A 13,823-nucleotide genomic window follows, 5' to 3' on the forward strand; every position below is an offset into this window, starting at 1 on the left:
ATATTTACTTGTACAGACTCGACCCCATCCACACGTGCATTTAATACTTTACCTGATTTTTTGTTTTTTACACGTACTAATTCGTCTAACGTGCCATCTTCTAAAGCAATCCCAGTGGTCTTAATTCTTAAACCGCGTAATGAGGCATAAATAGTGACATTATCGCCTTTGCAAACCATACACACCTGACGCATTACAATAGGGCTGCCATCACGCAAGTTACGTTTGCTACGGCTGCCAATAAGTATAGACTCATCTTGTACGTATTGCGTTCTAACAAACTGCTTTGGTTTCATTTCAACACGTAAATGCTCTGGACGGATGACTTCACCACGAGCAAGGTTAGTTGTTACAACAACCACAGGTTCGAGCTCAATTATGCGGACATGGACGTATTGGGTCCAACTATTTAGGTCTTGGCACTTAAGTTGTACAGTTACCTGCCGATTAAAAGGAGGTTCTGTTGGTAACTCTTTGTTTATTGGCGACTCACAAAACCTCTCTGGAATGCGACCATCTAATGGTAAAGCACTTATTTGTGGTTTGGTGTCCAGATCAGGGAGCTGTTCGCTAACAAAATCGATAGCGATTTGTTGAAGTTGCTCGTTATTATAAACTTCTGCCTGCAGTTGTGTTGCAAACAACAGGCTAGTAAGAAAATAAAAAACACTGTATCTTCGGCTTTTTTTTAACAAACTCATATTGTTTCGACTATGCTTATGGTTGAAAACAAGGTATAAATATTTTGCGTCAAAAAACAGACGCTTCGTAACCTTATGTAGCTTTAACACAAAGAAGGCAATTATTGTTCCAGCTCTGATTGTTTATCTTTAGGAGATTGAAATGGCAGGCATTTTAGACTCAGTTAACCAGCGTACTCAGTTGGTTGGGCAAAACCGCCTTGAATTACTATTATTCAAACTCAGAGGGCGACAACGCTTTGGTATCAACGTGTTTAAAGTAAGAGAGGTTTTGCAATGCCCACCACTTACTAACATGCCAAAATCAAACGCGTATATTCGCGGCGTTGCGCACATTCGTGGCCAAACTATCTCTGTTATTGATTTATCGATGGCCGTAGGTGGTCCGGCAATTGAAAATATCAAAGACAGTTTTATCATCATTGCTGAGTACAACCGTTCAGTGCAAGGGTTCTTAGTTGGCGGAGTTGAGCGCATCGTTAATATGAACTGGGAAAAAATAATGCCACCGCCTTCAGGTGCGGGACGTTATTCATACTTAACAGCGGTCACTGAGATTGAAAATGAGTTAGTTGAGATACTTGATGTAGAAAAGATCTTAAACGAAATTTGTCCAGTTAACACTGAAGTGAGTGCTGAAGTGGTTGGTGAGGGTGAAATTCAGCGTGATTTAGGTGAGCGTATTGTCTTTATTGCTGACGATTCAGCGGTAGCTCGAAACCAAGTTAAACGTGCGCTTGAACCGTTAGGTGTACAAACTGAGTTAGCTAAAAACGGCAAAGAAGCATTATTACGTTTACGTGAGATTGCTCAGCTTGATTGTAAAAATGATATTACTGAGCGCGTTGGCTTATTGATATCTGACGTAGAGATGCCGGAAATGGATGGTTATACCTTAACCGCCGAAATTAAAGCAGATCCAAAATTATCACCTCTTCATGTGATCTTGCATACCTCTTTAAGTGGGGTATTTAACCAGGCAATGATTGAAAAAGTAGGTGCCGATGATTTTATTGCAAAATTTAACCCAGATGAATTAGCAACAGCTGTGAAAAAGTGGGTTCATTGTGATTAATTATTTATAGGTGGTATTACTTTGGAAAATAAGCATTTACAACAAAGCGAATACGATCAATTCCGCTCTTTCTTAGAACAACAATGTGGCATCGTGCTTGGTGATAACAAACTTTACTTAGTAAAAAGTCGCCTAGCGCCGCTTATGGCACGTTTTAATGTCGAGTCTTTATCACAGTTGGTAAGTAAAACCTTAAGTCCTCATGAGAGGCAGCTTCGTGCCGCTGTGGTTGATGCGATGACCACCAATGAGACGCTTTGGTTTCGAGACCAATACCCATTTGAGCTATTGAAAACGAAGCTATTCCCTGAACTTAAAGATGTTCGTCGACCATTGAAAATATGGTCAGCGGCAAGTTCATCAGGGCAGGAGCCATACTCTATTGCCATGTCGGTCGCTGAGTTTCAGGCTAAAAACCCTGGCGTATTAAAGATGGGAGCGCAAATAATTGGCACAGACATTTCTAATACCATGCTTGATATGTGTAAGAACGCTGAGTACGACTCGTTAGCCCTTGCTCGTGGTTTGTCGATGGAACGACGTCAGAAGTTCTTTAAGGACAGCGGTAATGGAATGGCTCAGGTTGTTGAACCTATTCGCAAAATGGTGAGCTTTAGACATTTAAACTTACTAGATTCATACGCCTTAATGGGCAAGTTTGACATTATATTTTGTCGTAATGTGTTAATTTACTTCTCACCAGAAGTAAAAGCTAAAATCATTTCGCAATTTGCTCAAGCTTTAAACCCTAAAGGTTATCTATTTTTAGGTGCATCTGAATCAATGGCGGGCCTTAGTGACAGCTTTGATATGGTTCGTTGTAACCCTGGTATTATCTATCAAAAAAAGTAAACTCTCCTTAGCAACCTAGTCCTTAGGTTGCTAAATTTATCTATTTTTCAGTCTGTTATACAAATAAAGCTTACTCCTTATTTTTGGCTTATCTTTTGCATTGTTCACTGCAGAGTCAATTTTTTGGAGATGGTTATGGCTATCAGTTTTGATAAAGCATTTGGAGTTCATCCGCATGCGATGTTGATCCGTTCACAACGCGCTGAGTTATTAGCGACAAATATCGCTAATGCTGATACGCCGGGCTATAAAGCGAAAGACATCGATTTTGCCTCGGCATTAAAAGCGGCAAAAAGCAACCAGCAAGGTGGCAATAGTATGGTAAGAACCGATGCTAAACATATAGCCGGAGGCAGTCGTTTTGTTGGTAATGCCGAAATGTTTCGTACGCCAAATCAAGCAGATACAGGTGATGGTAACTCAGTTGATATACAAGTGGAACGAAACTTGTATGTACAGAACTCATTAGAGTATCAGGCAAGCCTGCAATTTATGAGTAGTAAAATTAAAGGCCTTAAAAAAGCCCTCGGTAGTCAAGGAGCTTAATCATGAGTTTGTATAATGTTTTTGATATTTCAGCAACCGGTATGAGCGCGCAAAATGTCCGCTTAAATACTACTGCCAGTAATATCTCGAATGCGAATTCGATTAGTTCTAGCCAAGATCAGACGTATCGAGCGCGCCATCCTGTTTTTGCTGCAGAGTTGACTAAAGCGTCAGCATCACAAAGCAATCCTCAGGGCTCTTCTGTTGGCGTTAAAGTACTAGGCATTGTAGAGAGTGATAAGCCTCTGCAAATTGAATATAACCCAAACCATCCAAGTGCTGATGAAAATGGTTACATCTATAAGCCTAACGTTAATGTTGTAGAAGAAATGGCAAATATGATTTCTGCCTCTCGCTCTTACCAAACAAATGTGCAAGTTGCTGATGCAGCTAAGCAAATGTTAAGTAAAACACTGTTGCTTGGGCAGCGGTAACCGAGGATAAGTTATGAGTAACGACATCAGCAGTGCGTCATCCACGTATTTAGATAATTTACGTTGGCAAGACAATCAAAATAAAACAGAAGAGAAAGATGATACTTTAACGCAAGAAGACTTCTTCTCACTTTTAACACAACAGTTGTCGTTTCAAGACCCAAGCAAGCCAGCTGATAATGATCAAATGATTGCGCAGATGACGAACTTCACTATGGCTGAGGGTATTTCAAACTTAAATGAGAAGTTTGAATCACTGACTGCTTCAATGACATCAAATTCTGCGTTACAGGCTTCTACCCTTGTTGGTAAGCAAGCATTACTTGAGTCTGACACGATTGATTTTGATGGTGAAAATCTCGCTAAAGGGTCGGTAGTTGCAGAAACTGCCGTTGAGTCTCTAACGTTAAGAATAACAGATTCATCGGGCCAGTTAGTGCGCACGATTGAATTAGGTTCGCAGTCAGCGGGTGCACTTCGTTTTGAATGGGATGGTAAAGATAACGATGGCAATGTACTACCAGAAGGTGAGTATGACATTAGTGCTGAAGGCTTTGTAAATGGAGACTACAGCAGTATGCCAATGGCGACCTTTAAGAATATTGAAAGTGTCAATATTAATGGCGCCAGCGGCATTATCGTAAATACAAAAGAGGGTGCGGTTAGGCTAACTGATATAGCTGAAATCGCATAAGTAAAAAAGGTTTGGGTTAGCTTAGGCTAAGAGATAGGTTAGAGGTGAGTTATGAGCTTCAATATTGCATTAACAGGCTTAGCAGCCGCGCAAAAAGATTTAGACGTTACAGCAAATAATATTGCTAACGTCAATACCACGGGCTTTAAGGAGTCTCGTGCAGAGTTCGCTGATGTGTACGCATCATCAGTATTTAGTTCTGGTAAAACAAAAAATGGTGACGGTGTAAGAACAACAATGGTGGCACAGCAATTCCACCAAGGTTCATTATCTTTCACTAATAACTCACTGGACTTAGCAATTACTGGTGAAGGTTACTTTGCCATGGCAAATGACCTAGGTGCACAAGATTTTACATATACTCGTGCTGGTGCGTTCAAACTTAATAAAGACAACTTTATTGTGGATGCTAGCGGAAACTACTTACAAGGTTTCCCTGTTGATGAAGCAACGGGTGATACAACTTCTGTTAGTTTAAGCACATCTTCTGCGCTACAAATTCCTGATGCATCAGGTTCTCCACGCGCTACGACCAATGTTTATTCGTCGTTTAACTTAGATTCTCGTGCATTAACGCCAGCAGTTACACCATTTGACCCAGAGACAAGTGCGTCGTACAACAGTTCAACATCAACCACGGTGTATGATTCTTTAGGTGAGCCACACATTTTACAGTTCTTCTTTGTTAAAACTGACGCAGCAGTGACTGGTAATGATAATGAATGGCAAGTGTTTGCAACACTTGATGAAAAGCCGTTTGCTGCTAATGGTACTGAGCAAACTGCGTCGCCATATACACCTATTTCAACTTTTCAGTTTGACTCAAGTGGTTTACCACAAAGCACAGATGGGACTGCAAATACGGATGCTACGTTTAATCCATTAACAATACCTTCAGGCGGTATATCTGGTTTACTGTCTAATGGTGCGAGTTTCCCTGATGATGTAAACATTAACTGGCGCGATGAAGCTGGTACAACGAATAAAATACCGACTCAATATGCAAGTAACTTTGAAGTGAAAGCGCTTGAGCAAGATGGTGCGACTGTTGGTCGTCTATCAGGTATCGATATTGGTACCGATGGTAAAATTGTTGCTTCATACAGTAATGGTGATACTTCTTTCCTTGGCCAAGTTGCGATGGTACGTTTTTCGAACTCACAAGGCTTGCAACAAGTAGGTAATACTGCTTGGAAGAAGAGTTTAACATCAGGTGAGCCGATTGCTGGCGAACCAGGTTCAGGTACTTTAGGTTCAATTAACTCATCTGCGCTTGAGCAGTCGAATGTTAACTTAACTAGTGAACTTGTTGATTTGATCAGTGCGCAGCGTAACTTCCAGGCAAATTCACGTGCGCTTGAGGTTAACTCAACACTACAACAAAATATCCTACAGATCCGTTAATTTTAGCGGCTCTAAGCTAAATCCGACACGAAGGCTGCTCCCTCTATTGGCAGCCTTTTTTCATTTTACCGACCTCATTTTTCTTTCCTATTTTAGCGTCAATTTTACTTTGGCACTTTTATTGCATTTCTTAGTTATCGTATTTTTAGTGAGTCAATGTTATGGACAAAATGGTCTACATTGCCATGTCGGGTGCAAAGCAAAGTTTGCGAGGTCTTGAACTCAAGGCCAACAATCTTGCTAATGCTAACACCACTGGCTTTAAAGCTGATTTTGCACAAGCTCGCTCTATGCAAGCCTTCGGTGAAGGTTTGCCATCTAGGGTGTTTGCAATGCAAGAACGCCCTGGATCTAATATGGAATCGGGTGGCTTTGTTGAAACTGGCCGCGAGCTTGATATCGCGATGAGTGACCGTGGTTGGTTGAGTGTACAAGATGCATCAGGCAATGAGGCGTACACAAAAACTGGCACATTAAACATTACTCCAGATGGCGCGTTGATCACTAGCCACGGCCGTCAAGTAATTGGCGAAGGTGGTCCAATTATTTTGCCGTTACCTATCGAGAAAGTTGAGTTTAGTGAAGATGGCGCTATTCAGGTTCGCCCACAAGGTGCGCCTGCTAACTTTTTAGAAGTAGTTGATCGGCTGAAAGTGATTGAGGCTGATAACACTCAGCTTGAAAAAGGTAATGACGGATTATTCCGACCAAAAGAAGATATGTTGGTAAATGATCTATGTGGTTTTTGTGATATTTCACCGAACGTGAAAGTACTGTCGGGAACGCTTGAGATGTCGAATGTAAACCCAGTGCATGAAATGGTCGACATGATCAGCAATCAACGCCAATTTGAATTACAAGTTAAATTGATGAAAACAGCCGAAGAGCTCGATGAGCGTCAAGATCAGCTGTTACGCATTGTTTAAGATGACTGAGAGGGTAGAGTTATGAATCCTGCATTATGGATCAGTAAAACCGGGCTTGACGCCCAGCAAACCGATATTTCGGTGATCTCAAATAATCTCGCGAATGCCAGCACGGTCGGTTACAAAAAAAGCCGCGCCGTATTTGAAGATTTACTATATCAAAACATTAACCAACCAGGTGGTCGTTCGTCACAAGACACTGAAATGCCATCGGGCTTAATGCTAGGTGCCGGTGCCAAAGTGGTTGCTAACCAAAAGAACTTTTCACAAGGTAACATGCTTACCACAGAAAATTCATTGGATTGGATGATTTCAGGTCCTGGTTTTTTTGAAGTGCAATTACCTGATGGCAATATTGCCTATTCACGTAATGGTCAATTCACGACTGACGAAGATGGTCGAATTGTGACATCGGGAGCGGGTTTTCCCTTGCAGCCTGAAATGAATGTTCCAGATGATGCACAATCAATCACTGTTTCGCAAGACGGTGAAGTGTCAGTTCGTATCGCAGGGCAACCAGACAATGTGGTAATTGGTCAGCTAACTATTAGTGATTTTATTAATCCATCGGGTCTTGAGCCCATGGGGCAAAACTTATACACAGAAACCGCTGTTAGTGGTGCGCCTGTGCAAGGTAACCCAGGTATCGATGGTTTAGGCAGTGTGGTTCAAGGTTCTCTTGAAACGTCTAACGTGAATGTGACAGAAGAGCTCGTTAACTTGATTGAAACACAACGAATTTATGAAATGAATTCAAAAGTGATTTCAGCGGTTGATGAAATGCTTAGTTACATTAATCAGCAGCTTTAATGGGTAGGAGGCAGCATGCGTAATATTATCTTAGTCACATCGGCAGCATTAATGCTGGGTGGTTGTATGACAACGCAAAATCATCATGTGGTTCAGGATGACCCTTACTATGCGCCTATGTACCCGGAGCCTACAACAGAGCCTATGGTACCAACGGGGTCGTTGTTTGATAGTTATTCATCAAATGACTTGTACTCAGATAAAAAGGCTCTACGCGCTGGCGATATCATCACTGTTAAATTGCAAGAGTCTACTCAAGCGACCAAAGCAGCTAAAACCGAAACAGATAAAGAAACGGATGCGAGTTTAGATCCAGTAATTGGTCTGGGAGGTAATCCAGTTAACATTGGTGGTGATAGTATTCAATTTGGTATTGGCTCGGGGGCATCGTTTAAAGGTGACTCAAAGTCTAATCAATCAAACAGCTTATTTGGTGATATTTCTGTCAACGTGATGCGTGTTTTACCCAATGGAAACTTAGTTATTCGCGGTGAAAAATGGCTTACGTTGAACACTGGCGAAGAGTTTATTCGCCTTGAAGGCTTAGTTCGTCCAGAAGATGTTTCAGCTAGTAATACAGTAACATCAAACCGAATTGCCAATGCGCGAATTCAATATTCAGGTAAAGGGCAAATTCAAGAAACACAAAGCGCAGGTTGGCTGTCTCGTTTCTTTAGTAGTTCGCTTTTCCCATTTTAGAGGAACAAAGTCATGAATGGGTTTAAATACATCATCGCTCTTTGCTTAATTAGCCTGCAGTTTTCTGCACAGGCTGAGCGAGTCAAAGATGTATCTATGGTTGAAGGTGTTCGTGCAAACCAATTAGTCGGTTATGGTTTGGTTGTAGGTTTGCCAGGCACAGGTGAACAAAGCAGATTTACTCAACAGAGCTTTAAAGCCATGTTAAATGGCTTTGGTATTACTTTACCAGATAGCTTAAAACCTAAAATTAAAAATGTTGCAGCCGTTGCTGTTCATGCAGAGCTACCGGCATTCAGAAAACCAGGGCAAACCATAGATATTACGGTTTCGTCTATCGGGAGTGCAGGTAGTTTACGCGGTGGTACCTTATTACAAACCTTTTTGAAAGGGGTTGATGGTAATACGTACGCGATTGCACAAGGCAGTTTAGTTGTTGGTGGTCTAGGTGCTGAAGGAGCTGATGGTAGCCGGGTCATTATTAACACGCCAACGGTAGGTCGTATTCCAAACGGTGCCATTGTAGAGCGTGCTATTAAGAGCCCGTTTATGCAAGGTGACTACATTACCTTTAATTTAAACCGCCCTGATTTCACAACGGCAAAACGCTTAGAGCAAACAATTAATGATTTAGTTGGCCCTGATAGCGCGCAGGCAATCGATGCAGCCTCAGTTCGTGTATTGGCACCGCGTGATGCATCTCAACGTGTTGCGTATTTGTCTACTCTTGAAAACTTAGAGTTTAAGCCGGCAGACACCGCTGCAAAAATTATTGTTAACTCGCGCACTGGTACAATTGTGATTGGTAAAAATGTGAAGCTGCAGCCTGCGGCTATTACGCACGGTGGTTTGACGGTCACTATTGCTGAGCTGCAAAATGTGTCACAACCAAATGCCTTAAGTGAAGGTGAAACCGCTGTCACAAATCAAAGCATTATTGATGTTAATGAAGATGACTCACGTGCTTTTGTATTTAACCCTGGTGTTAATCTTGATGATCTCGTTCGAGCCATCAATGAGGTTGGGGCCGCACCGGGTGATTTAATGGCGATTCTAGAAGCTTTAAAAGAAGCGGGGGCGATAAACGGGCAACTGGTTATCATTTAAATTAAAGCGCGCTTTCGAGCGCGTTTTTGTTTCAAGTAGTTATTAAATCATTCAGCTCACAGATATCAGTCAAATCTTTGTTCTGAAGTCACTCCATTCCTATATCAGTTATTAGCTATTCATTTATATAGTTTTTTGTTGGCGCAATTTTTGCATTTTATTTTTCATTATTAACTATTGTGTCAAAAAGCTGATGGATACTAATCATCTCGACAAGCAAAACTTTTTTGATTTAGGTAACTTAGACTCATTACGTCAAAGTGCTTTGAAAAGTGATGCCTCTAGCGATGCGTCAAAAGAGGCGCTGAAAAAAGCGGCGGCACAATTCGAATCTATCTTCACTCAAATGCTTCTTAAAAGTATGCGTAAAGCAAATGAAGCGTTTGAAGATAAAGACAGCCCATTTAATTCAAGCGGCGTTAAGTTTTTTGAAGAGATGCATGATCAACAAATGTCGGTTGAGCTTTCATCTAATGGCTCGCTCGGCCTAGCTGACTTGATAGTGCAGCAGCTTTCGCCTGACGGTAAGAAGTTTACTCCTGGTTCTGTGCTTAGAACTACTGCTGACTTTGATAGTGATAAACGGGCAAGCGGTGTGGTTGATAGCAAAACTGATGTTAAGGCTGAACCGCAAGCTGTCGCAGATACAACAGCAAACGAGCAAACAGAAAACCGCTTTGAAGATGTGGAGTCTTTTATTAGCTCTGTTTGGGAGCACGCAAAAAATGCTGCACAGAAGATTGGTTTAAATCCTGCTGTGATGGTTGCTCAAGCAGCCCTTGAAACAGGTTGGGGTAAACACATTATCAGTAAAGCCGATGGCACAAGTAGTAACAACTTATTCAATATTAAATCGGATACGAGCTGGCAAGGTGATAAAGCGAGCAAAGTCACGCTTGAGTTTGAACAAGGCGTGCCAGTTAAAAAGCAAGCAAGTTTCCGTTCTTATCAATCGATTAAAGACAGTGTTAACGACTTTGTGGATTTCTTAAATGAAAACCCACGTTATCAAGAAGCACTCAATAATACTGCAGAGCCTGCAGCCTTTTTAGATTCGTTACAAAAAGCAGGTTATGCAACTGATCCAAATTATGCCGATAAAATTAAGCAGGTATTGAAGCGTGTTGAGCTTCAAAGTGTCGCTGCTTCATTGGTACGTTAAGGAGTAGACCCTGATGTCATTTAGCTTATATGACATAGCAAATGCCGGTGTAAGAGCTAATTCTGAGCTTTTACAAACCACCAGTAAAAACATAGCCAACGTTAATACCGAGGGCTATGTGCGTGAGCGTACAGAGTTCACAACCATGATCGACAACCAAGTGGGTCGTGGTGAAACGTATCGCTTACTGAATGAATTTGCGCAGAAGCAATTAAATAGAGATACCTCTAATAAAACATTCTTTGATCAATTTGTGACTGAAGCAAGCCGTGTAGATAGCTTGTTTTCTGAAGAGTCAAACAGCTTATCAACGAGTGTCAATTCGTTTTTTAACAATGTACAAGAAAGCTTAAATCAACCGTCATCAACAGTAGCTCGTTCACTGGTAATGACTGATGCACAAAACTTAATTGATCAAATGGACAGATTATCGAGCATTGTGGTTGACCAAAAAGCAGTGGTAAATGAGCAACTAGAGATTTTTTCTGAAGAAGCAAATAACCTGATCCAAAATATCAGTGATTTGAATACTAAGATTGCGTCGGTTCATGGTACTGATCGTGAGTCAGTATCAAGTGGTTTATACAATGAACGCGATAAAGCGATTCGTGACTTATCTGAGCTGATTGATATTGAAACCCTTGATGGTAATAACGGCGAAAAGCAAGTGTATTTAGGCTCAGGCCAAGCTCTTGTCATGCAAAGTGGTACATTTAACTTGTTTTCATTCAGTGGCGATCCTGATCCGAACTTTAAAGAGCTGAAACTTGATGTAAACGGTGGCAAAGCTGTGCCGCTTGAAGTTGATGTAAGTAAGTTGAAAGGCAAAATAGGTGGATTATTGGCATTTCGTGACGACATTTTAGTGCCAGCGCAAAACCAGCTAGGTCAAATGGGGTTAGCGTTAGCTGATGCCTTTAACCAACAAAATAGCTTAGGTATGGACGCTAATGGTGAAATTGGTGGTGATATTTTTGCTATTCCAACGGTTGATGCGTTTGGTTATCAAGCCAATACGGGCACATCAACAATGACGGCAACTCTTGAGCCAGGTAAAGGCAGCGAATTGCCAGCAAGTGATTTTATCGTTACTTATACCAGTGCCACGACTGTTGAAATTCAGGCAATAGATAATAAAGGCGAACCAATTGGCACCGCGTCAACAGCGAATGTGACAGCAGGTGTGATTGACTCATCAACCATCACTGGCGGAGAGTCATTTGGTTTACAACTCAATGTATCGGGTGCTGCCAATACCGGTGACCAATTTATGGTTAAGTTGAACTCTCAGGCTTCTACGAGCCTAGAGCTTGCAACGGAACGCCCTGAAGACTTAGCATTAGCATCACCTATTCGAACTGCGAACGATATTAATAACACCAGTGACGCAAGTATTTCTGCTGGTACAGTCTCAGATATTGATAACTCAACGGGTATTACCGTAGGCCCACCACCTAGTTTGGCGAATGGCGATATCACGTTAGTGAAAACGGCGAATGCTAACGAATATCAAATCACAGATGGCAACGGCACATCAACGTTTACTATTACACCACCTGCTGAGAATATTCTTGCTCAAGCGGGAGCACCTTATGATGCTTATGGCTTCGATTTTAATATCGAAGGCTCTCCAGCTACAGGAGACACTTTCACACTTGAGTTTAACACTGGTGGTTTTGATGATAACCGTAATGGTTTGCTATTGGCTGATTTACAAAATGGTGAACTAGTTCGTCAAAATGTTGAAGCAAGTAGTACTGCTGATAATCATAAAACCTTTAATCAAGCATATTCTGGAATTGTTACTGATATTGGTGTTGTGACTAGTCAAGCTCAAACCAATGGCGCAGCCTTTACAGCATTGGCTGATCAGTCGGAAGCCTGGTATGAATCGCTATCAGGTGTAAACCTTGATGAAGAGGCGGCAAACTTACTGCGTTTTCAACAATCGTATGCGGCATCTGCACAGGTACTTTCAACAGCACGTACTATTTTTGACACCTTATTAAGTGCGGCGAGGTAATTATGCGTATTTCAAATAACATGATGTATAAGAATAACCTTAACTCTATTCTTAACTCACAGCAAAATGTAAACAAAGCACAAGAGCAGGTTAATACCCAAAAGCGTGTATTGACTGCTGCTGACGATCCTTCAGCAACGGCTCGCGCTTTACTTTATAACGATCGCATTCAGGGTAATGAACAGTTCTCAAAAAATATCACAATGTTGAATAGCCGCCTGACGACAGAAGAAAGTGTGCTGCAAAATATTAAAGGTGCACTTGAGTCTGCTTATACTTTATCTATTCAAGCAGGTAATGGTGCCTATAGTGATATCGACCGTGAAGGTATTGCTGAAGAAGTTAAGGCACTACAAAGCACCGTTCTTGATTTAATGAATGCAAAAACCGAAGACGGTAAGTTTATCTTTTCGGGCTATCAAGATAATACTCCATCCTATAGCTACAATAGTACGTCTGGTCGCTATGAATATGGTGGCGATCAGGGGCAACACAAAATCAAAGTGGCTGAAGGTGTAGAAATCAAATCGAGTGACAATGGTTTTGATACGTTCGAAAAAGTTGATGCGCGCCTAAATGTGGCCTCAAACGACGGCACTGTGTCTGGCGGTATCACAAGCTCAAAAATTTATGTTACTGAGCAAGCTGATTTTGATAAGTTTCATCAGGCAAATTACAACGCTGATCCTGCCGCAGCCGCAAATGCCAATACACTAAGCTTTATTACTACCACAGGCACACCTAATACATTTGTTGTGCAGCAAGCGGGTGTAACGATTGACAGTGGCAGCTTTGAAGACGGCAAAATTGTATATCAAGGTATGGAAATTTCTGTTTCGCCTGTTGCTAATGGCCAAATCGATGTTGACCTTGAATCACCGCAAAAAGAGAATGCGTTAAATACTTTGGATGACCTGGTAGCAGGACTAACCAATCCTAATTTAACTCAGGAAGAGTTTGATCAAGTTTTAGCGGATGCCATTGTACAACTCGATAATGCCAAAAATCAGGTTTCACTTGTACAGGCAGGTTTGGGTGGGCGTTTAAATACAGCCAAGAAAATTGAACAATCAAACGGTGACTTAGATACTAGCAATAAAGCTGCAAAAGCTGAGCTTGTTGAACTTGATATGGCTGAAGCGATTACTGAACTAACTAAACAAGAAACATCACTGCAAGCTGCACAAGCAACATTTGGCCGTTTAGCTAACCTTTCATTATTTGATTACTTATAACTTATAAGGGTTAGGCTTGTTTTTTGAGCTTAACCTACAAAACCTTCCTTAAGCTTCCCACTTTATAAGCACTTTTAGCTCACTCTTTATTTTGTTTTTACCCTCATTAACACATCGTGATAGCGGCTTTTATGGTAACCAGAAGCCATATTTAG

General features: G+C 41.4%; 14 protein-coding genes. 13 read left to right on the forward strand and 1 reads right to left on the reverse strand.

The window, feature by feature from the left end:
* On the reverse strand, nt 1-701 hold a 701-nt coding region (gene flgA, locus L1D46_RS17060), incomplete at its 3' end, for a flagellar basal body P-ring formation chaperone FlgA (protein ID WP_239977927.1).
* 142 nt (nt 702-843) lie between these two features.
* Between flgA and L1D46_RS17065 the strand changes: the two genes are divergently transcribed.
* The 13 genes from L1D46_RS17065 to flgL all read left to right on the forward strand — a co-directional run bounded on the left by L1D46_RS17065 (nt 844) and on the right by flgL (nt 13,668).
* Nucleotides 844-1,776, forward strand: coding sequence for a chemotaxis protein (locus L1D46_RS17065; protein WP_130052113.1), 933 nt, complete (start codon nt 844-846; stop codon nt 1,774-1,776).
* A gap of 21 nt (nt 1,777-1,797) precedes the next feature.
* A complete protein-coding gene (locus tag L1D46_RS17070) occupies nt 1,798-2,628 on the forward strand; it encodes a protein-glutamate O-methyltransferase CheR (RefSeq protein ID WP_130052112.1) in 831 nt (276 codons plus the stop codon).
* Between the two features lie 135 nt (nt 2,629-2,763).
* Entirely contained in the window at nt 2,764-3,174 is a 411-nt protein-coding gene (flgB, locus tag L1D46_RS17075) for a flagellar basal body rod protein FlgB (protein ID WP_130052111.1), read from the forward strand.
* A 2-nt stretch (nt 3,175-3,176) separates the two neighbouring features.
* Nucleotides 3,177-3,608 (forward strand): flagellar basal body rod protein FlgC, encoded by a 432-nt coding sequence (flgC, locus tag L1D46_RS17080; protein WP_130052110.1) that lies wholly within the window; start codon nt 3,177-3,179, stop codon nt 3,606-3,608.
* A 13-nt stretch (nt 3,609-3,621) separates the two neighbouring features.
* Nucleotides 3,622-4,302, forward strand: a complete 681-nt coding sequence (locus tag L1D46_RS17085; RefSeq protein ID WP_062566777.1) for a flagellar hook assembly protein FlgD — start codon at nt 3,622-3,624, stop codon at nt 4,300-4,302.
* 51 nt (nt 4,303-4,353) lie between these two features.
* Nucleotides 4,354-5,706, forward strand: a complete 1,353-nt coding sequence (gene flgE, locus L1D46_RS17090; RefSeq protein ID WP_130052109.1) for a flagellar hook protein FlgE — start codon at nt 4,354-4,356, stop codon at nt 5,704-5,706.
* Nucleotides 5,707-5,867: 161 nt separating this feature from the next.
* Entirely contained in the window at nt 5,868-6,632 is a 765-nt protein-coding gene (locus L1D46_RS17095; RefSeq protein ID WP_054553307.1) for a flagellar basal body rod protein FlgF, read from the forward strand.
* 21 nt (nt 6,633-6,653) lie between these two features.
* Nucleotides 6,654-7,442, forward strand: coding sequence for a flagellar basal-body rod protein FlgG (flgG, locus tag L1D46_RS17100; RefSeq protein WP_130052107.1), 789 nt, complete (start codon nt 6,654-6,656; stop codon nt 7,440-7,442).
* Nucleotides 7,443-7,457: 15 nt separating this feature from the next.
* Entirely contained in the window at nt 7,458-8,141 is a 684-nt protein-coding gene (gene flgH / locus L1D46_RS17105) for a flagellar basal body L-ring protein FlgH (RefSeq protein WP_130052106.1), read from the forward strand.
* Between the two features lie 12 nt (nt 8,142-8,153).
* Complete coding sequence (locus L1D46_RS17110) at nt 8,154-9,248, forward strand: flagellar basal body P-ring protein FlgI (RefSeq protein ID WP_239977928.1); 1,095 nt, start codon at nt 8,154-8,156, stop codon at nt 9,246-9,248.
* A 193-nt stretch (nt 9,249-9,441) separates the two neighbouring features.
* Nucleotides 9,442-10,410 (forward strand): flagellar assembly peptidoglycan hydrolase FlgJ, encoded by a 969-nt coding sequence (gene flgJ / locus L1D46_RS17115; protein WP_167657914.1) that lies wholly within the window; start codon nt 9,442-9,444, stop codon nt 10,408-10,410.
* Between the two features lie 13 nt (nt 10,411-10,423).
* Nucleotides 10,424-12,433 carry a flagellar hook-associated protein FlgK gene (gene flgK / locus L1D46_RS17120; RefSeq protein ID WP_239977929.1) on the forward strand — a complete coding sequence of 670 codons (2,010 nt, stop codon included), beginning with the start codon at nt 10,424-10,426 and terminating at the stop codon, nt 12,431-12,433.
* A 2-nt stretch (nt 12,434-12,435) separates the two neighbouring features.
* Complete coding sequence (gene flgL / locus L1D46_RS17125) at nt 12,436-13,668, forward strand: flagellar hook-associated protein FlgL (RefSeq protein WP_239977930.1); 1,233 nt, start codon at nt 12,436-12,438, stop codon at nt 13,666-13,668.
* The last annotated feature ends 155 nt before the right edge of the window (nt 13,669-13,823 follow it).

The sequence above is a fragment of the Pseudoalteromonas sp. Isolate3 genome, from assembly GCF_022398505.1.
GTDB classification, from domain to species: domain Bacteria; phylum Pseudomonadota; class Gammaproteobacteria; order Enterobacterales; family Alteromonadaceae; genus Pseudoalteromonas; species Pseudoalteromonas apostichopi.

Coding starts and splice junctions, on each gene's coding strand:
- L1D46_RS17065 (WP_130052113.1), top strand. CDS start 844: ATGGCAGGCATTTTAGACTCAGTTAACCAGCGTACTCAGTTGGTTGGG.
- flgB (WP_130052111.1), top strand. CDS start 2,764: ATGGCTATCAGTTTTGATAAAGCATTTGGAGTTCATCCGCATGCGATG.
- flgC (WP_130052110.1), top strand. CDS start 3,177: ATGAGTTTGTATAATGTTTTTGATATTTCAGCAACCGGTATGAGCGCG.
- L1D46_RS17085 (WP_062566777.1), top strand. CDS start 3,622: ATGAGTAACGACATCAGCAGTGCGTCATCCACGTATTTAGATAATTTA.
- flgE (WP_130052109.1), top strand. CDS start 4,354: ATGAGCTTCAATATTGCATTAACAGGCTTAGCAGCCGCGCAAAAAGAT.
- L1D46_RS17095 (WP_054553307.1), top strand. CDS start 5,868: ATGGACAAAATGGTCTACATTGCCATGTCGGGTGCAAAGCAAAGTTTG.
- flgG (WP_130052107.1), top strand. CDS start 6,654: ATGAATCCTGCATTATGGATCAGTAAAACCGGGCTTGACGCCCAGCAA.
- flgH (WP_130052106.1), top strand. CDS start 7,458: ATGCGTAATATTATCTTAGTCACATCGGCAGCATTAATGCTGGGTGGT.
- L1D46_RS17110 (WP_239977928.1), top strand. CDS start 8,154: ATGAATGGGTTTAAATACATCATCGCTCTTTGCTTAATTAGCCTGCAG.
- flgJ (WP_167657914.1), top strand. CDS start 9,442: ATGGATACTAATCATCTCGACAAGCAAAACTTTTTTGATTTAGGTAAC.
- flgK (WP_239977929.1), top strand. CDS start 10,424: ATGTCATTTAGCTTATATGACATAGCAAATGCCGGTGTAAGAGCTAAT.
- flgL (WP_239977930.1), top strand. CDS start 12,436: ATGCGTATTTCAAATAACATGATGTATAAGAATAACCTTAACTCTATT.